The organism is Thalassotalea fusca (assembly GCF_053485835.1).
The window spans coordinates 333475-353453 of the sequence record NZ_JBQRUN010000001.1 but is presented as its reverse complement, the minus strand read 5'-3'; the positions used below and the strand labels follow the sequence as shown (position 1 = coordinate 353453).

17 protein-coding genes are annotated in these 19979 nt (G+C 38.7%); 12 read left to right on the top strand and 5 right to left on the bottom strand.

Translation table 11 applies throughout. The features are described 5' to 3' along the window. Positions 1-4: 4 nt before the first annotated feature. Entirely contained in the window at positions 5-1516 is a 1512-nt protein-coding gene (ppx, locus tag ACSLUK_RS01535; protein ID WP_448546732.1) for an exopolyphosphatase, read from the top strand. A gap of 67 nt (positions 1517-1583) precedes the next feature. Here ppx and ACSLUK_RS01530 read toward each other — a convergent pair whose 3' ends face one another. Beyond that, positions 1584-2441 (bottom strand): N-acyl homoserine lactonase family protein, encoded by an 858-nt coding sequence (locus tag ACSLUK_RS01530; protein ID WP_448546731.1) that lies wholly within the window; start codon positions 2439-2441, stop codon positions 1584-1586. 120 nt (positions 2442-2561) lie between these two features. Between ACSLUK_RS01530 and ACSLUK_RS01525 the strand changes: the two genes are divergently transcribed. The 8 genes from ACSLUK_RS01525 to ACSLUK_RS01490 all read left to right on the top strand — a co-directional run bounded on the left by ACSLUK_RS01525 (position 2562) and on the right by ACSLUK_RS01490 (position 12289). After that, complete coding sequence (locus ACSLUK_RS01525; RefSeq protein ID WP_448546730.1) at positions 2562-2924, top strand: winged helix-turn-helix transcriptional regulator; 363 nt, start codon at positions 2562-2564, stop codon at positions 2922-2924. 186 nt (positions 2925-3110) lie between these two features. After that, the gene (locus ACSLUK_RS01520; RefSeq protein WP_448546729.1) at positions 3111-4271 is read left to right on the top strand and encodes a cyclic di-GMP phosphodiesterase; all 1161 of its coding nucleotides are present in this window, start codon (positions 3111-3113) and stop codon (positions 4269-4271) included. Positions 4272-4565: 294 nt separating this feature from the next. Next, positions 4566-5810 carry an efflux RND transporter periplasmic adaptor subunit gene (locus ACSLUK_RS01515; RefSeq protein ID WP_448546728.1) on the top strand — a complete coding sequence of 415 codons (1245 nt, stop codon included), beginning with the start codon at positions 4566-4568 and terminating at the stop codon, positions 5808-5810. A 9-nt stretch (positions 5811-5819) separates the two neighbouring features. Next, positions 5820-6518: an ABC transporter ATP-binding protein gene (locus ACSLUK_RS01510; protein WP_448546727.1), complete on the top strand. Its 699-nt coding sequence runs from the start codon at positions 5820-5822 to the stop codon at positions 6516-6518. Continuing rightward, positions 6519-8951, top strand: coding sequence for an ABC transporter permease (locus ACSLUK_RS01505; RefSeq protein ID WP_448546726.1), 2433 nt, complete (start codon positions 6519-6521; stop codon positions 8949-8951). It begins immediately after the preceding gene. Between the two features lie 37 nt (positions 8952-8988). Further along, positions 8989-9501, top strand: coding sequence for a hypothetical protein (locus ACSLUK_RS01500; protein ID WP_448546725.1), 513 nt, complete (start codon positions 8989-8991; stop codon positions 9499-9501). 120 nt (positions 9502-9621) lie between these two features. Next, the gene (locus ACSLUK_RS01495; RefSeq protein WP_448546724.1) at positions 9622-10989 is read left to right on the top strand and encodes a sigma-54-dependent transcriptional regulator; all 1368 of its coding nucleotides are present in this window, start codon (positions 9622-9624) and stop codon (positions 10987-10989) included. Next, a complete protein-coding gene (locus ACSLUK_RS01490; RefSeq protein WP_448546723.1) occupies positions 10961-12289 on the top strand; it encodes a sensor histidine kinase in 1329 nt (442 codons plus the stop codon). The genes ACSLUK_RS01495 and ACSLUK_RS01490 overlap by 29 nt, the downstream gene beginning before the upstream one ends. A gap of 356 nt (positions 12290-12645) precedes the next feature. Here ACSLUK_RS01490 and ACSLUK_RS01485 read toward each other — a convergent pair whose 3' ends face one another. Next, positions 12646-13866 carry a hypothetical protein gene (locus tag ACSLUK_RS01485; RefSeq protein ID WP_448546722.1) on the bottom strand — a complete coding sequence of 407 codons (1221 nt, stop codon included), beginning with the start codon at positions 13864-13866 and terminating at the stop codon, positions 12646-12648. A 1045-nt stretch (positions 13867-14911) separates the two neighbouring features. Between ACSLUK_RS01485 and ACSLUK_RS01480 the strand changes: the two genes are divergently transcribed. From ACSLUK_RS01480 to ACSLUK_RS01470, 3 genes are all read left to right on the top strand, one after another. Next, the gene (locus tag ACSLUK_RS01480) at positions 14912-15052 is read left to right on the top strand and encodes a hypothetical protein (protein ID WP_448546721.1); all 141 of its coding nucleotides are present in this window, start codon (positions 14912-14914) and stop codon (positions 15050-15052) included. Positions 15053-15137: 85 nt separating this feature from the next. Next, positions 15138-15704: a TlpA family protein disulfide reductase gene (locus tag ACSLUK_RS01475; protein ID WP_448546720.1), complete on the top strand. Its 567-nt coding sequence runs from the start codon at positions 15138-15140 to the stop codon at positions 15702-15704. A 206-nt stretch (positions 15705-15910) separates the two neighbouring features. Continuing rightward, positions 15911-16675 carry a ceramidase domain-containing protein gene (locus ACSLUK_RS01470; protein ID WP_448546719.1) on the top strand — a complete coding sequence of 255 codons (765 nt, stop codon included), beginning with the start codon at positions 15911-15913 and terminating at the stop codon, positions 16673-16675. A 58-nt stretch (positions 16676-16733) separates the two neighbouring features. Here ACSLUK_RS01470 and ACSLUK_RS01465 read toward each other — a convergent pair whose 3' ends face one another. The 3 genes from ACSLUK_RS01465 to phoB all read right to left on the bottom strand — a co-directional run bounded on the left by ACSLUK_RS01465 (position 16734) and on the right by phoB (position 19943). Next, on the bottom strand, positions 16734-17699 hold the full coding sequence (locus tag ACSLUK_RS01465) for a PstS family phosphate ABC transporter substrate-binding protein (protein WP_448546718.1): 966 nt from the start codon (positions 17697-17699) through the stop codon (positions 16734-16736). Positions 17700-17909: 210 nt separating this feature from the next. Next, positions 17910-19232, bottom strand: a complete 1323-nt coding sequence (gene phoR, locus ACSLUK_RS01460) for a phosphate regulon sensor histidine kinase PhoR (protein WP_448546717.1) — start codon at positions 19230-19232, stop codon at positions 17910-17912. Between the two features lie 9 nt (positions 19233-19241). Then, the gene (phoB, locus tag ACSLUK_RS01455; protein WP_448546716.1) at positions 19242-19943 is read right to left on the bottom strand and encodes a phosphate regulon transcriptional regulator PhoB; all 702 of its coding nucleotides are present in this window, start codon (positions 19941-19943) and stop codon (positions 19242-19244) included. Positions 19944-19979: the final 36 nt, after the last annotated feature.

Here is a 19979-nt window from a genome sequence, read left to right as displayed (position 1 = left end):
ATATATGAATAAGCCCAGTGCAGCCTCACCTCAACAAGACTATCTCGCGGCTTTAGACATAGGCTCAAACAGCTTTCATTTTGTCTTGGCTCGTCAAGTTGAGCAGCAATTGCAAATTGTACACTCTGAGAAATACCGCGTGCAGCTTGCACAAGGGCTTGATGATGAAAATAAGCTTTCAGCAAAAGCAATAAAACGTGGCATTGCCATTTTAGAGAGTTTAGCCATCAGCACTGCGCAAGTTCAGCCAGAAAACTTTCGTGCAGTAGCCACCTTTACCTTACGACAAGCAAAAAACGCAACTCAGTTCCTAAAAGAAGCCTCAAAGGTGTTCCCTTTTGATATCGAAATAATTTCTGGACACGAAGAAGCGCGACTCATTTATCAAGGTGTGGCACATAATTTTTATTCAGAAAACAAACGCATTGTTATTGATATTGGTGGCGGTAGCACTGAATGTATCATAGGTACTGGACATAACATTGAAACGTTAGCAAGCTTAACAATGGGCTGTGTGAGTTATCAACAGCAATTTTTTCCTGATAGTAAAATCACGGCCAAAGCATTTGAACGCGCTATCAATGCGGCTAAGTATGAGTTAGATTCAATCGTCAAACGATTTAGACGCGCGGGTTGGCAAAACGCAGTTGGTACTTCAGGTACGATAAAAGCGATTCATTCACTCATCAATGCCAATGAAGCACTGCCCCAAGAGATTACACTTGACCAATTACATAAACTTAAACATCAACTCATCAGCTATAAACGTGTCGAAAAAATCAATCTAAGCGATTTAAAAGAATCGAGAAAAAGTGTTATATGTGGTGGGTTAGCGGTGTTAATTGCCTTATTTGAAAGGCTAGATATTCATAGCATAGACTATTGCACTTCAGCACTGCGAGAAGGCGTTCTGTTTGAGCAACTCGATCAAAAACTCAACAACAACATTCGCGAACGCAGTGTTAATAGTCTTGCTGAACGCTTTAATGTTGATGTTACCCATGTTAAACAAATCAGCCAATTAGTTCATACATGGTGGACAAATATCGAACAAGGGTGGCAACTACAAGCGCCAATATACAAAGAGCTATTATTGGCCGCGATCAAACTACACGAACTGGGCATTGACATTAATCCGTCGGGTTACCATAAACACGGACATTATATTCTGCAACATGCAGACATTGCAGGATTTAATCAGGAGCAACAACAAGCACTAGCATGGTTTGTTGGAAGTCAGCGCAAAAAAATACTACCTGTTGACCAGCACACATGGTACTTACTCAATTCCAAAACGCTAGAACGATTGTGTGCTGTACTAAGACTTGCCATTATCGTTTGTCAACAACGCCAAATAAATCAAAACGATGGAATTTTGCTCCATGTTAACAAACATAATATTACTCTCACAGTAGATACGCAGTGGCTACAAGAGCGCCCTATTGTTGACACCGAATTATATTATGAAAAAAAATCACTGAAGAAAATTGGCCTGACACTCACAATAGCCCATTAATACCAAGTACTTATCTATAAGCACATCAGTTGTTGGGTGAAGCTACGATCATGTCAGGCTCATCACGCTAGTCTAGATATTTTGGCAGCTTAGGAAGTTGCTCAATATCGCTACTCTCGTGTTGAATGATGATTTTGGCATTTAATTCTTTAGCAAGCGCTTCAAATTTATCCATTGATTCACGCGTTTGTGGCTCATCTACGTTAAAGCGAGGGACACGCTTCAACTCACGGCTTTTTGCCTGGTGATATAAATCGCCAGAAAGCAACACAGGGCCCGTATTGGCTAAGTTCACCTGTAACACTGTATGTCCATGCGTATGTCCCGGCATTTCTAAAATAACCACACTACCGTCACCAAATACATCATAGCTACCGGTAAATGTTTTTCGTGGAAGCGTTTTTATTTGTTGATAGAGCGGCTGTAAATCTTCCCCTTTTGTAATTGTTGTTAGCTCCGCCTCTGTTACTAACCAAGTCGCGGCAGGAAACTGTGCCATTTGTCCGGTATGATCAAAATGGCTGTGTGAAATAGACATGTATTCGATATCATCTGGCGTAAGCGCCAATGTTTTTAGTTGTTCTGCCAAAGTCGAATTCATGGACAATGTAAATACACCGTTCACCAATGGTTCCTTGTTAACTAGCTCAGCTGACAATCCTGTGTCCCAAAGCAAGTCACCTTGCTGATGGCGAATCAAATAACAGCTTCCCACTAATCGCTGACTTTGGTTGGCATAATCGCCTGAAGATGAAAAAACGTCCATATTCGACACATCGATTGTCCCGCAATCAAACGTATATAACTTAAGTGCATTACTGGCCTTATCATACGCAAGTAACGGATTGCTGAAACACAACGCCGCCACCATCGTACTCGTTGCGACCATTGACTGCTTTACGAATTTTTTTGCTACACCTTTCATCAAATAACTCCATTTCTATGTTTAGTGTCGCCATCATATACGGTATATTCGATTTACGTAAGTACGCACAGTTTTGAAACCCAGTATCAATTTGTATACCGTAAAATAGGGAATTAAAAGATGGCTCATCAACAATATGACTGTAATTTTGGCTGCCCCGTTGAGGCTACGTTAACCGTACTTAGCGGAAAATGGAAAGGGATAATCATGTATTACTTATTAGCTGATACAAGACGCTTTAATGAGTTGCGCCGTTTAATGCCAAATATCACGCAACGTATGTTGACTAAGCAACTCAGAGAGCTGGAAGCTGACAACCTTATTGCGCGTAAAATCTATCCAGAAATTCCTCCTAAGGTAGAATATTCAGTGACAGAATATGGCCAAACATTAGCACCGGTGATCAAAGTACTTGGCGAATGGGGTGCTCGTCATATTTCACAAATAGATAAGAGCGAAAACTCTGTAGCTATTCAAAACTAGTGAAAGTTGTGCGTTACTCGTAATTATTTGCACATTGGTCTATTGCCAATTGATTATCCATAAATTTTATGGAATGCTATTTTCCATCGTTGTATGGCAAATATTCAAACATTCATAATAACAATAATTTAAAACGGCCATTTGCAATTAGTAATTACGACATGTAGAAGAGAGAGCAGTTCAATAATGATCGAAGAAGTAAAAATATCCGAATTAGTCGTCGGCTATTATGTCGTTGATATTGCCACACAACAAAACAACTATTCGCTGTCTGCTCCTGGCATCATCAAAAACAAAGCCGTTATTAGTAACTTGGAAAACAAAGGTGTTACCTCTGTTCTCATTGATAAATCTAAAACAATTTTAAACGACGAAAAAAGCACTACTCGAAAAGATCGGCAAACGATAGCCAAAGAAGTAAAAGAAGCAAAAGCCATCTTTGATCAATCGAAATCAATCCAGAAAAAGGTATTTGCTGATGCGTTAGCTGGTTGCGACTTAGACTTAGCCCCCGTAATCGAAGCGACAAATAAAACCGTAGATGCAGTATTTAATAGCCCAGATTCACTTGCATGCGTAGTCAATATTCGTGAGAAAGATGAATATTTGCTCGAACATTCGGTAGCCGTGTGTGTTTACATGAGCATTTTTGCCCGACATTTAAAAATGCCCAAGAAGGTAGTTCAACATTTGTCCATTGGCGCGTTTCTGCACGATGTGGGGAAAATTATGGTCCCCGACGAAATATTAAACAAACCTGGCAAACTCACCGATGAAGAGTTTGCCATAATGAAAACGCATGCCAGCCACTCCATCGATATCATCAAAAAAACACCAGGTATTTCAAAGCTAAGTTTGGAAGTTGCCGCGCTGCACCACGAAAAACTTAATGGCGGAGGTTACCCACGCCAAGTTAAAGGGGATGATATTTCGAAATTCGGTCGTATGATAGCCGTTTGCGACATATTTGACGCATTAACAGCGACACGTGTATATAAAGAAGGTTTCACCCATGTGAAAGCTTTTAGTATTTTGCGCGAGCTAGTAAAAGAAAATCACCTAGATCATACGCTAGTTGAAGCCTTCATCCGATGCATTGGCTCTTTCCCTGTTGGCTCGCTTGTACAGCTTAACTCGAAAAAACTCGCCGTCGTTGAACAACGTAACAGTGAAGATCCAACCAAACCAACGGTGCGCTCATTTTACAGCGTAAAATTAAAACATTACCTCAATACTCAAGATATAGATTTAAGTAAGAGTGATGACTTTATCGTAAAAAGTGTAAGAGCCGATGACTTTAATTTGAACATGAAAGAGATCACTGAATTGTTACTAATGGAAGGCTAGTCAATAAACTCTTTGTCCAATACCACCCACTTATCTTGTGTTTGAGAAGTTCACTGAAAAAGACAGTGGAGTGGCAATCCAAGAATGCGTAAATTCTCCTTGAAATAATCCCCACTAGTTTAGAAAAAATTCTATTCCATTTTCGCAAATCCGTACCATTTCCGATCACAAAACACCTTTTCAACCGAACACACAAAACATAACCAATTGAATCTTATACAGTTATACGATGGCATGCTTTTTGTAAACGTAGAGAGCATTATACTCTAATTATGGGCAAAAAATATGGATGTCATGACTGAATCCAATAAGCGATTTACGGATGTATTTAAGAATAATAAATTCAATGCGATTACCGTATTAGTGGTCTTAACTTTTATCATTTGGTTTCAGTCAACCAATGATGTGAGCATTCAAAGAAGCCAAATCAACATCAAACCGGTTAAACGTGGAGATTTACCTTTAGTTATAAATACTTATGGGAAACTCATTTCACAGGATACTCGAATCTTAACAGCTCCCGTTGCTGCGACTGTTGAGAAAATACGATTAAAGCCCGGTGCCCAGGTTGATGTAGACACCATCATCTTAGAATTAAACAACCCTGAACTAAATCAAAAAGTTGAAGCTGCGCAACTTGCCGTCCATAGAGCCAATACCAACTTGAAAAAGTTAGAAATCGAGCTTCAGGACGAACGCTTGCAGCAGCAATCAAATATCGCGCTATTACAAGCAGAACTGAAGTCTGCACGATTAAAGTACACCGCGGAAAAAAGTCTCGAATCAAGTGGGACTATTTCAAAATTACAAATTCAAACATCTGAGATTACTGTTGAACAACTTGAGGTCAGATTATCAATTGCCCAACAAAGGATGGAGCATCTAAAAGCAATTAATGATACTAGGCTATCAGTTGAACGTGAACTTGTGAAGTTAGCTGAAAGCCAGCTAAATTTACACCTTAACAATCAAAACGCCCTTGTTGTACGCTCGGGAATCAAAGGTGTACTCCAGCGCCTACCTGTAGAGTTAGGTGAAAACATCTTATCTGGAGACAAACTTGCCATTGTTGGAAGTGTCGATAAATTAGACGCTGAACTCAAGGTCCCTCAAAGCCAAGCAGCTGAAATAGCGCTAGGTAGTCCGGTAACGTTAACAATCGCTCATCAATCGATTAGTGCAAGCGTTAGTCGCATTGATCCCGTTGTTACGGATGGCTATGTCACTATTGAAGCCACTATAGAACAGACGTTACCAGCAAGTGCTCGCCCAGACATTAATATCCAAGGATTTGTCACATCAAGTGTCATTCCCGATGCATTATTCGTTGAAATACCAGCCAATATTGCCAGCAACTCTAAAGCAAATGTGTTCATGGTTAATGAAGAGCAGCAACTAGCTAAAACAACACCAATTACATTTGGACGTATTGCAGGGCGATACATTGAAGTTATTGATGGCGCTCAAGCGAACCAACAGTTAGTCGTCTCTGACGTAGAAAAATGGCGAGAACTCGACCAAATTGTGCTCTTGAACTAAGGAAGTAAAATGAATAAAAAATGCGTAATCGAATTGGCAGGCATAACAAGAAAATTTATTAGCCAAGACATGACAACTACGGCAGTTGACGGTATCGATTTGACCATTCAACAAGGAGACTATGTAGCAATTACAGGTCCTTCAGGTTGTGGAAAATCAACGTTATTATCTATTTTGGGTCTAATGGACAAGGCAACTTCTGGTAGCTACCACCTCAGCGGCATTGATGTAAACAAATTAAATGCTGATCAATTAGCAGAGGTTCGAAACAAAGAAATCGGTTTTATTTTTCAATCATTTAACCTGATCGATGAATTGAGTGTTTGGGAAAATGTAGCGCTGCCACTGTTCTATAGTGACGCTAAAGGTGCTGGCGCTAAAGAAGCAGCAATAAAGGCCCTTGAGATGGTAGAAATGCGCCACCGTCTTAATCACTTTCCAAATCAGTTATCTGGGGGTCAACAACAACGTGTTGCAATTGCGAGAGCATTAGTTATGTCGCCATCAATACTCCTCATAGATGAACCTACAGGCAACTTAGATTCACACAATGGCGATATAGTCATGTCAATGCTAAATGAGCTAAACCAACAAGGAACAACCTTATGTATGGTAACCCATGATGCTCGCTACGCTAATCAAGCTAAAAGTCGAATTGATTTATTCGATGGAAAAATCTTAGGTTCAACGCAAAGGAAGATAGCGTAAATGAGTGCTTATTGGTTAATGGAGCTACGTGTTGCGTTGCGTAGTTTGAGTAAACGCCCACAATTTGTCGCAACAGTCATTCTAACGCTAGCATTTTCAATGGCGACTGTAATCAGCATATTTAGTTTGAACAGCTTATTACTCCTACAGTCTTTACCGTATAAAGACGCAGACAAACAATATGCAGTCAATCTGAAACTTAGTTTCGCGGGAAAGACATTTCCTTCACTACCTGTATTACAACACCGCTTTATTGAGCAACAAACGAGTTTTGAATCTATTGCTATGTATATTGCAGAAACTCGCACACTAGAGTTGACTCAACAAACGTTCAAATTGGAAACAGCTTTTGTTTCAGAAAACTATTTTGAGCAACTAGGATCAACTTTTATTCTCGGCAGAGGATTTAACCATCAAGAGCAATTAGGTAGTTATACACCGTCTACCGTTATTTCATACCACTTGTGGCAAGAGAAATTTTCTGGCAATCCAACGATTATTGGTAGACAGATTAATATCGACGGCCAGTTTTATACAATAATAGGCATTCTAAGCGAGGGCGTAGAAGCACCTGAAAACTTATCAGCCAGACAACCAACGCTATATCTCCCTTTGGATTATTCAAACGCTGATTTGGTTGGCACTGACAAAGTGTCAGAAGGTGAAGCAAGTTTAATCGCTAAAGGGCTTTCTAACCGTAGCGCGATTTATACAGAAGAGGTACAAGCACTCAGCGTAGCACTCAGCAAATCTATTAATCACCCATTACTCAATTTAAGCACAATAAAAAGCGAAGTAATTCCCTTAAGGGAAGCGATTATAGGAAATGCAGATGAGCTAGCTTTGCTGCTTTTGTTAGGTGCTTTGATGTTGCTCTTAGTTGCTAGCGCGAATTTAGCTAATTTATTCATAGCACGCTCTGTTGAATCAAGACGAAACTTCGCGATTCACAAGGCCGTTGGCGCCAAACAAAAACAGCTATTCAACAAGCTCCTGATGGAAAGCAGTCTGTTATCACTGGCTTCAGGCGTTATGGCATTGCTTATAACGGTGTGGGGTATTGAGTTGATAAAATATATCGCTAGCGATACTTTGCCGAGGTTGAACCATTTAACAATTGATGGCTATACGCTATTTTTTTCTATGGTTGTTTGTTGTGTTCTCGCCCTATGTTTTTCGTATTTACCTTTTTGGATATCAAAAAAATCAGGTTTGAGCCAGCAAATGCAGTCGTCAGGTAAAGGTATAGGCCAGCAAGGGTCATCGTTTTCACGATCCGCCCTACTCATAGCTCAGTCCTCATTAGTCGCGATGCTACTTTGTTTCTCTTCACTTTTTTTGCAGAAATCGCTATCAGAATTGAACAAAGTGACAGGCTTTGAAACGAACAATAGAACGATATTAACGCTGGAAACAAAGAATAATAAACTCTCCAGTGGCGAATTGGCAGCAGCCCTACCAACGGTAATATCAGAAATTAAGCAAATTCCTGAAATAAGTAGCGTCGCTTTGAGTAATTCTAGCCCAATAGTAATGGCAGGTGTCATTTTCCCCGTCAAAAAACATATCGACTCACCAGAATATATGCTGTCGGTAAACAAGGTACACAATAACTTTTTCGACGTACTTGGTGTTGAATTTGTTGCGGGTAGCACCTTTACAAATAAACAATCAGCAGCAAGATATGAGGTAATTCTCAACCAAAGTAGTACGGAACTGTTGTTAGGTGATCAATGGTCTGTCGGTGACACAGTGATAATAGCGGGTAGGCCTTATAAGCTAGTAGGTGTGATTAAGGATACATTTAGGCCGAGATACTTACGTGCTCAACTTGGCAATGAACTTGTCATACTTCCATATAATGACATCAATGGAGACATGTTACCTTCTGAACAGATCGTGCTTAACATTCATCACGCCGATAGCGCACATCTAAACCTTAGCCAAATTGACGCAATAGTAAACACACCAAGTAGTGCATTTCAAATCAAGTCATTAGATAGCTTGCAAGATATGTTAGAAAAAGAAATTTACTTGGCTAAAACGACAGCCATATTAGCCATTTCGTTTTGTTTGCTTACCTTAGGATTGGCCGCCATAGGCGTTTGGGGAATAGTAAATTACAACGCTAAAACGCGTCGCTTTGAATTTGGCATTCGCATGGCAATAGGCGCTAAAAAGCAGCACCTCTTAAAAATGATGTTGGTAGAAAATGCTAAACCATTAACATTTGGAATTTTATGTGGCGTTTGCATTGCCGTAATAATAATCCAGCTAAACGCTATACATTTTAATTTATTTGGAAAGCTCCAGTTAACTTACTTAGTTCCGATGATTACCGCCATGGCAGTAACGACTTTCCTCGCAATACTAAAACCTGTCACCAACGTCGTAAATGACTCACCAATGCAGGCGTTGAAGATCGAAACATAAACTCAAACTAATCCAGTAACAAGCAAAAGGAAATATAATGAAAATCAAAACTATTATTGCATTAACTTTCGTATCGTTGATGACATCTTGGGCCGCTAATGCTGGCATTGAAAAACAAAAGCTAGCGGTATCAGAAGAAGTTTTATTTAAACGTATGTTTGTAGAAAAGACCATTTCTATGCCTCAACTAAAAGTTTACAACAGTGACGGCGTTTTACTTTATGGCACCGACAAGGCTGACCATGCTCTCAAAGAAAGCGTACTCAATGCTGTTTCAAAATTAAATAAGCAAGGTGATAACCATTTTAATAAGCACTTAGCAGGTATTGTTGATAAACAAGGCAATGCGATTACATTAGACAATATTAAAAACAAAGAAATTATCATTGTTGAAAGCTATGTTGACTGGTTCGAAGATAGCCAAAAGCAACGCAAAGAACTAGAAGAGATTTTCGCTAAGATTCAAAACCAAGACATCCTTTGGCTAGAATTAGATGTGGATCCTAAAAAGATGTCAGGCGCTAATGTTACTGTAACTAACATTGAGTAATTTATCCGTGATAGAGGGCTGCTTTAGCAGACTCCTCTATCATAATAAACATTTCACTCTCACAAATGTTTTGTTACTATCTTGTAAGTTATTAGTTAAAAGTAAGGAGGCTAAATTAGTATGAATAACGACGTTCACTCAACAGCAAGCATATTGGTTGTCGATGACCAAGTTGATATTCGCACTACTTTGCAGTACTTACTTAGAGAAAAAAACTACCAAGTATTAAATGCCGAGAGCCCAAGTCAGGCACTATCAATTATTGAGAGTCACCCAGTTGACATGGTGCTAACTGACATGAACTTTCGCAAAGATACAACTTCTGGCAAAGAAGGTTTAGCATTTGTAAAGTCCTTAAATCAGTTATACCCAGATATTACCGTATTGGTAATGACGGCATGGTCAACCGTATCGCTTGCGGTCCAAGCAATGCAACTTGGCGCACGGGACTTTATTGAAAAGCCTTGGGAAAATAAACAACTCTTCGACATAATTTCAGAACAACTCCGTATCCCTCCCCAAAAAAAGTTTGAAAATGAAACGTTACAATTTACCAGCGGCATTATCAGTGAGTCAGATGCATTTAATCATGTTTTGCAAAAAATCGAAAAGGTGAGCCTTTCTCATGCAAATGTATTGCTTACTGGTGAAAATGGCACCGGTAAGAGTTTGTTAGCCAAACATATTCACCAATGTTCTCAACGCAATGAACATCCGTTTGTTAGTGTGAATCTAGGTGCCGTACCCGAGCAGCTTTTTGAAAGTGAATTGTTTGGCCATAAGCGAGGCGCATACACAGATGCTATCGAAGATAGAGTTGGACGTTTTGAGTCTGCAGGAAAAGGAACGTTGTTCTTAGACGAGCTCGCTACAACCTGCTTAAGCAATCAAGCTAAACTACTACGAGTGCTTGAATCTAAAGAGTACGAGCGAATTGGCTGCAGCCAAACGAATCATGTCGAATGCCGAGTTGTATCAGCAACAAATGCAAACTTAAGACATCTCATCGCAAGTAAAGAATTTAGGGAAGACTTATATTATCGACTAAACACAGTTGAAATAAACGTCCCCTCATTGAGAGAAAGAATAGAAGACATACTCCCTATCGCAAATTACTATTTGGCAAAATTAGGTGAAGAATACAAAAAACCTGAAATGCGCTTAAGCAAAGGCTGTCAAGACAAATTGCTCGCACACACTTGGCCTGGCAATACTAGGGAACTAAAGCATATTATTGAACGTGCAGTCATTTTCACTGACGCAAGTACCATTGGGCTGGACGACTTAGATTTTAGTTCGCAGCCCGTAACAAAAACAGAGACTCAACAAATAGTTCCTCTAGCTCAAATAGAAGAAGAGCTGATTAAAAAGGCATTGGAACAGGCCAACGGCAACATCAATGTGTCTGCTGAATTATTAGGCATAAGTCGCAGTGCACTTTACCGAAGGATAGAAAAGCATGGAGTCAAACATAAAAAATTATTCTAGTTTTGAGCAGCAACTTCATGTCAAATTCAGTTGTCTATTACTGCTACAATTCATTTCATTAGCATTATTCTGTCTTGTTTCCAGTTGGACCTTTGCTCAATCTCTTGCCATTGCAACTCCTATAATGGCCATTGCGATATGGCAAAGTAGGATAATCGTAAGCAAAGTTCGCTCCTTGTTATGTGTTTTGGTCAATAGCCTAGAACATATTAATTCCAGTAGTTTTAATACATCCCCTTACCTTCCGTATAAGAAGGGAGTTCTCCATTCACTAAATATCGAATACGCAAAACTACAAGAGCAGTTGCAACAAGCAAATTTTGATCGTCAAAAAGATGCATACATCATGTATCAATTAATTGAACAACTTGAAACCCCTATTTTGTTATTTGATCATCGAGGCCTGTTAGTCAACGCCAACCCAACATCAAAATTGTTTCTTGGCCAGGACTGGCGAATACTCAAAGGCACGAGTATGGAGTCAATTGGTTTAACAATAACAGGTAACAATCAAATTAAATGCATAGAACAAAACGATGTATGGTCAGTGAAGAGTTGTATTTCTACATCAGGGGAAAATAAATTTCACTTAGTGCTAATGCAAAATATTGAGCAAGAACTCAGGGCAAAAGAGTTAAGCTCTTGGCATAAACTAATAAAAGTTATTGGTCATGAAGTGCGTAATTCACTAACACCAATATATGCGCTTAGTCATGCACTTGCAGACGACTTGAAACACGATGAAAACAAACATCAGGCATTAACTGTGATAGCTAATCGCAGTAAGAGCTTACAATCGTTCATTAACAGAACCACCGAATTAGCCAACATACCAAAACCAAAAATCGAAGCTATTGATATCAAGAGAAAAATTGAAGAATGTTGTGATTTGATTTCAGGTGTGGATTACGAAATCCAAGTTAGTACGCAATACGTCTATGCAGATCCAATCCAGATAGAGCAAGTATTACTTAATTTGATTAAGAACGCTGACGAGTCAATGACTGAAAAGTCACCAATATTAGTTAGCGTTTTCGAATATAACAACGGCACCAAAATAGCCATAAAAGACCTAGGCACAGGGATTTACGAAGAAAATAACCTCTTTGTTCCATTTTACACTACGAAAGAACATGGCTCCGGTATTGGCTTACCGCTGTGCAAACAAATTATTGACGCACATAGCGGCACAATTTTCATTAAAAATAATTCTGATGGTTTAGGTGTAACTGCAACTGTATGGTTACCCACACCAATTGAAGAACTCAATCATGTATACAAACACGTAGAGAATATCTAACCCCAAAAGGCGCTTGGTGTTAACACAGACGTGTGAATAGGTTTAAACTTGATCTGACAGGCAGCTATGAGCGAAGAGCGGACGTTCGCTGATAACTTTACTCATAAACGCCCTATCTCAGAAGCAGACGTACATCATTACTAAGCAGATTCGTCACTTTAGGCCGAAAGCGGTCTAACTGATGGTGGGCATGAACTAATGGTATATGATCAAATTGCAGTCACTACTCTTTCAACACAAGTTTGGACAAGATATCGATTTAATTATAGAAAACTAAATTTCTACAATTAAATTCAATAGCTAAACTACCTCTAAAAAAATCAACCTTGACAGTGCAGCTTGTGGCTTTATTTGAATTATAAATTTTTGTGCTTCTCTTTATACAATTTCAAAGCATTACAAAATTCACTAAACTTCTGTAGAGAACACCATATATTTTTTAAAGTACGATATTCCTCCATGTCGGCAGGAAATGCATAGACCGGCAGAACTTGTGTTAAGGCTTTGAGATATTCATCAGGTAAGCCGAAGTTTTCGTTAGCATCTATAAAAGCTCTTGAAACTGTTTCAACATTATAGAATAGGGGGCTGAATACGTTATCTCTAGAGGAAGATGATAATCGCTTGAGAACTGAATAGTAGTTCTTTGTGAACTCTTGAGACCAACTTTTTTCAGAGACTTGGTTAAGAACGTATTTTTCAAGTACCTTATGATGTTCAAATACGCTGTCGATTTTTGGTTGATTTATGTATTCAGAAAATCGACTATAATGTAGTTCAGTTAAGAACTGATAGAAAGCAAATCCAACAAAAATCTTACTACATCGGGTTAGCTCAGCATCGTCAAATACTTCCTTGGCTACTATATGTTCGCAAATATCATGCTGCAGTGTTGTCAAACTGGAAAAATAGTTTTTGATCTCATACTTTTTGTGATTCAAGTCCTTAAGAGTTTCAAGGAAATAAATTGTGTTTTTATTGACTTTAGTATCTTGTTCGTCATCTTTAGGCAATTCTAGCACTGCTGTTATGGCGTTTGAACGAAACCCAAGAGATGAAGCTTCAAAAGATAAAATATCAAATAGATTCAAAAATAAAGGTTGTCGTCCTATTAAAGCGGTAAGGTTAACGATCTGCGGGATTGTGGCGGAGTAGCCTAAATTCAAGCGGCTTCGTTCTATCGAAAGTTCTAATCCTTGTTGTTCGTAAACTATATTATTGTATTGCTCCACAGTTTCTTGGATTTGAATTTGCGCTTTTTCTGCACCAGCTTTGGCTTCCAGCGCATCCGTCCTAGCGTTTTCCGCATCTATCCGAATGTCGTTTGTTGCCTGCTGAATATCATCAGCATGTCGGAGTTGCACACCAGATATAACTAATGCTCCAATAGACAAAAACAATAATATGAAAGGTGCAATAACACCAATAAACTGCTGTAAAGTAGCCAATGCAATATTAGTGTATTTACCGCAATTATGACAGAGCAATGCTTGGTTATTTATCGGTTGGCGGCACCAATCACAATCTCCTTTACTTTGAGCTCTAAAACGTTGAATGAAATATCTATTTTTGGCCATTTTAATAAAATTCTGTTCTAAATTTATATTAGTTTAAAACAAATAAATCTCACCGTAAAAAGACGTTAGTAATCTAATCTAGAATTTTACTCAGACAGTTTATCATCATAACGATAAATTTATGGATTCGGTTGTCACGGATAGGATACGACCGTTTTATGATGAACTTAACTAATACAGTACAGAGCGACTCCTTTAAGATCAAAATACTGACTTCAACTACGCTTTAACTAAGGTACCAATGTGGCAAGTTAAGAAATTAAGTCGAAATTTTTCGTCTGCTTATTCTCAATTTTGAATGAACAGGGCGTGAATATGAATATCGGCCAATGGCACTAAGCAGCTATTCACTGTCAGATTTGATTCAACTCTAAAAATCAAATCTGGTAGATCAAGTTAAGACTTATTCAACTGAGGTTGTTAACACCAAGCGACTTTGTCGTTGTCACGCCTTCAGCGATAGCCCAGTTTGGCTATTCAACCTACAAACTTAACAAATTCAAGAGCGCTGCCTCTTCCTTCTGAACACCCTTATTTGTGTTGTATCTAAGGCTTTTGTGATTACTCAAATTATGAGCAGTGCTTTGTATCCTGATTGTTTTCCTGAATTACGTGTCTGAATTAACAGGCAACCAACGTTCAACACCATTGGCCTCTCACAATTTTGAATTTATCGCTTAAATCTTTATATCAATTAAACATATAAACCACACCTTTCTATAACGGAAATGAACAACAAGCTTCCCTTGTGATGTTCATTATTACCAACTGGTAGTTATTTACAGAAATTTGTTCAATTACAGATTTAAAATTCGAATTTATTCAATAAAAAACTCATTTCAAATTAATTTTGTCCAATTATGGAACGCATAATCGAACAGAATGTGCAATTTCGAAATAAACCATACCAAACAAAGAGTTATTTGATAAGAAAGATATAATTCAATACAGTAAAACCCGTCGCGACGCTTTATTTATACAAAATGTAAACAATACATTTACAACACAATGGTAATTAACCAAATAAGAATAAAAGGAAAGACAAATGAAAAAATTAAACAAAATGCTTGCAGCCGTTTCAACTTCAACTTTAGCACTAATTTCTGCAAATGCTTCGGCAGCTGTAGTTGTCTGCGCTTGTGGCCGTGCTGGTGACGTTGTAGTGTGTCTTTGTAAAGTTTTCTAAAACAGAAAACTTTTAAAGTTTATTGTAAAGTCACCTTTTCTAAGGGAAAGGTGACTTTGGATTTACCTACTTAAAAAATAAATTTATGAAAAAACTTATTGTTTCGATTTTATTTCTAACGTCTGTATATTTACTTTCAAAACAATTTGGTAGCAGTGGTGAAGTGCAGACTGTTGATTCAAATGTAATACAACAAGCATTGGATGCTCACGAAAAAACAACGGGTAAAAAAATCAATCTGTCTCATAACCTTTTAAGTTTAAATGGCACGGAAACAAAATTATCCACGTTTAGTGGTAAACCTCTGGTGGTAATGTTTTGGGCTACCTGGTGCAAAGCCTGTGAAATGCAGTTACCAAAAATGGTTGAACAGCAAGAATTAACACCTGAAGCAAACTTCATATATATTGCCGTACGTTCAAACGACGAAGAAATTATGAAAGTGAACAGGTCACTTGGCGATAAGATGGCTATCTATCGAAAAGGCTGGCAATCAGACGAAAGCATTTTATCGGGTAATTCCCTCCCTTTAACGTTTGTTATTGATGAAAACGGTGTAATAGTTGCGGAAAAGCTAGGTTTTTCCACTGAAGACGGTGTAAGTTTTATACATGACGCACTTAGTTCAATATCAGCCACGGCAGCACTTTAGTTCTGTTGTGGTTTCACATATTGAGCTTGAACAAGAAACGCTGATACATATTGCGACTTTGTCCAAATATCCCATTACATAAACGCTGATTACCCCATCATCGAATCCATTGCTTCAATCTTTTGCACGAATAGAGTATCTTAAGATTGTTTGCATTTGGCGACTAAACGATTTAACTATTAGTTTTAGGGTAATTAGGAATCTACATGACACCAATCACAAGCAAAAGAATCTTACTATGGTGCATCGCGATACTCGCAGTGGTAAGTGTTGGTCAAATCCCTCCAATTAGCCAAGATTTAGCTTACCATCAGTTTGCTGACAACAAAGCATACTTGGGTATCCCGAATATGTGGAATGTACTTTCTAACCTCCCTTTTTTGATCATTGGTATTTATGGATTACGTGTTGTTGTAGAAAATAAGCATACTTTAAAATCACTTTATTGGGGGGCGTTGACGTTTACGCTCGGTGTAATTTTAGTTGCGTTTGGCTCGGGCTATTACCATTGGCAACCGACTAATCAAACACTAGTTTGGGACAGACTACCAATGACAATTAGCTTCATGGGGCTTTACGCTATGGTGTTGTCAGCGTTTGTAAGGGCAAAGAGTGGTCTAGCTGTATTGCCTTGGTTAATTGTTGTCGGCGTTGTTAGTGTCATCTATTGGGCATTTACTGAAGCTGCTGGTGTTGGCGATTTAAGATTGTATGCGTTAGTCCAATTTTTACCTATGGTATTGATGCTTGTTATCTTGTCTACATTCCGTGCCGAAGGTATTAACAAGAGTAAATTGATCATAGTTCTTCTATGGTATTCTCTCGCCAAAACACTCGAGTTTGCTGATTCATATATACTTGATTTCACCAACTTCATCAGCGGACATAGCCTAAAGCATTTAGCTGCCGCTATCGCATGTTTTTATGTCATTAAATGGACGCAAGTCGTGACAAAACAGGTGATAGAGTAAACACAAAAAACCAGCGGCAATGCGCTGGTTTTTAGGTTTCAATTTGGAAGTTAAGTGATTAAAGCGTTAAACCTAACTTTTTGAATTCTTTTTCAACAACCTTTCGAGGAAGTGGAATGTATCCGTCTTTCTCAACAATCTTCTGACCAGTTTGTGAAAGTACCATTTTCAAAAACTCAGCTTCCATAGGAGCTAAAGGCTTGTTCGGGTGCTTATTCACGTAAACATAAAGGTAACGTGATAATGGGTATTTGCCAGCTACCGCGTTCGCCATATTCGCTTCAACAAAGTTGTCACCTTTTTTGGCTAGTGGTAACGCTCGAACACCTGATGTTTTGTAACCAATACCTGAGTAACCAATACCGTTAAGCGATGCTGATACAGATTGCACCACTGAAGCCGAGCCAGGTTGTTCATTTACTGTATTTTTGAAATCACCTTTACACAGCGCTTTACTCTTGAAGTAACCGTAAGTACCAGATACAGAGTTACGGCCGTATAATTGAATGTCTTTACCAGTCCAGTCGCCATTTAGGCCTAAATCGCCCCAGCGATCTGCGTCTTCGTTCGCACCACATTTGCGGTTATTAGAAAAGATAGCATCTACTTGTTCAATACGTAACCCTTTGATTGGGTTATCTTTATGAACAAAAACAGCCAATGCATCAATCGCTACACGTACTGGTGTAGGCTTATAACCATAACGCTTTTCAAATGCTTCGATTTCACGAGACTTCATCTTACGGCTCATTGGGCCTAAGTTAGAAGTTGATTCAGTCAGCGCTGGTGGAGCAGTTGAAGAACCCGCCGCTTGAATTTGAACATTTACGTTAGGATAAGCACGTTTAAACTCTTCCGCCCAAAATGTCATCATATTTGCTAATGTGTCTGAACCAACAGATGAAAGGTTACCAGAAACACCACTTACTTTTTTGTATGTTGGAAGGTCTTTGTCTACAGCTATTGATGAAAAACTAACTAAGCTAGCTAAACCAATAACACCTAATGCACGTTTAAAACTCATAATATTCTCCAATGAGCGAATAATTTAATTGTGACTACTATATAAAGCTATTGTGACAATTATATTTAGACTTTATGACACTTATATTACAGAGATTAAAAAACTATCAGTTCGTTTGTCGAGTGGGCATTTTGGCGCGAAAATTATCTATCGCTATAAGAAACAAAAAAGGCGATGTTATTGAACATCGCCATTAGCCAAATGACATTACTACGAAACTTTATTAGCGGCAGTAAGCGACCGAATACATTTAGCGTCGAAATAGATAATGAATTCACTGCCTTGCCCCCACTTACTGTTTATCGAAAGTTCAGCGTGATGATGATTGAGTACATGTTTAACAATTGCTAACCCCAGACCTGAGCCTCCGGTTTCACGCGAACGCGATTTATCCACACGGAAAAAACGCTCGGTTAATCGATTCACATGCTCGGGTCGAATCCCTGGGCCACTGTCTCTGACCGAAAATTTTGCTTTATGACCATCCATTTTCCAGATGATATGAATATCACCATGCTGTGGTGTATAGGCGATGGCATTTGAAAGTAAATTGACACACGCGCTTTTCAGTTCGTTTTCAACCCCTTCTATCGCTAAGCTATCGTCAATATCATAAGTAATAATGTGTTGCTTATCTTGGTTGAGCCATTGGGTATCATCAATTAGCCCATGCAACATTTTAGGCATATCGATAATTTGCAATTGCTCTTCATCTGCATGAATTTCTACCCTTGAAAGTACCAGTAGTTGCTCTACCAGCCTATCCATTCGAGAAACCTGAGTTTCCATGGTCCCAAAAGCTTTTTGCCAGTATGGGTCAAGTGCATGTTCGGTCGTCTGCACCATTTCAACATAGCCACGCATCACAGTCAGCGGTGTTTTCAGCTCATGTGATACATTGGCAACAAAGTCACGACGCATTTCTTCAAGTCGATGAATTTTACTGATATCGCGAGCGAGAAATAAGATTTGATCAGTACCATATGACATCATTCTCAGCTCCAACATGAGCTCAGCATTCACAGGAGAAGATATATGACACGGTTGATTAAAATCCCCTTTTTCAAGGTATTTCGAAAATTCAGGAAAACGGATGAGGTTATCAATACGTAAACCAACATCACTTGGCCATTTAATGCCCAATATCCGTTGTGCTTTTTTGTTTCCCCATTGAATGGATAAATCATCAGCTAATACAAGCGCTGCGTCAGGTAAAGCTTCAGCACCGTCTCTAAATTGTCTGATTTTATCATTCAATAATTTTTGTTTTTGTCGATGTATGCGGGTTTGTCGATACAGGCCGTCGAAAATACGTCCCCAAATACCATCAGCTTGAGGGGGCGAAATACTTCGACTTCGCCACAGCCAATTGAATAATCTAATTAAATGAAGATAATGCAACGCCAGAATCGTTAACGAACTTAGGCATACAATTAATAGTGGATAACCTAAGAGATAACCAATTGCCGCACTTACACTTAAAATGAATACTAATCGATATAAAACAGTGCTAATCGATAAATTTAAATACATATTACCTTTCTATGCGGTCGTTTTTACCTTGCCTGAGAAACGATATCCAGAACCGCGAACTGTTTGGATAAAATCCTCATGTCCTTCACCGGCAATCGCCTTTCTTAAGCGTCGTATATGTACATCTACTGTGCGATCTTCGACATAAACATTCGTGCCCCACACATTATCTAATAATTGTTCTCGGCTATAAACACGTTCTGTGTGTGTCATAAAGAAGTGCAATAATCGAAACTCTGTTGGTCCTAAGTCCAAGCTACGGTCATTGATTGACACTCTATGCGCAACGGGATCTAGCTTCATACCATGAAATTCAATCGCTTCTTCCAACGCAGTAGGTGAAACACGTCTAATTACAGCTTTAATACGTGCGATGAGCTCTTTAGGTGAAAATGGCTTGGTAACATAATCATCTACACCAACATCAAATCCTTTCACTTTATCCTCTTCATCTGCACGTGCAGTGAGCATAATGATAGGAATTGAGCGCGTATACTCATTCTGTTTCAAAGATTTAGCCAACTTAACGCCTGTACCACCTGGTAACATCCAGTCAAGCAATATTAAATCAGGATAAGGTTCAACTATTTTTGCTTTTGCTTGATCGAAATCTTCAGCTTCAATAGTATTAAATCCATTTTGCTCCAACACGAAAGTGATCATCTCTCTAATTGGCGCTTCGTCCTCTACAACCAAAATTTGTCTGTTCATTTCAACTTCCCGATACTAATTCTTTAGTTTATCTAA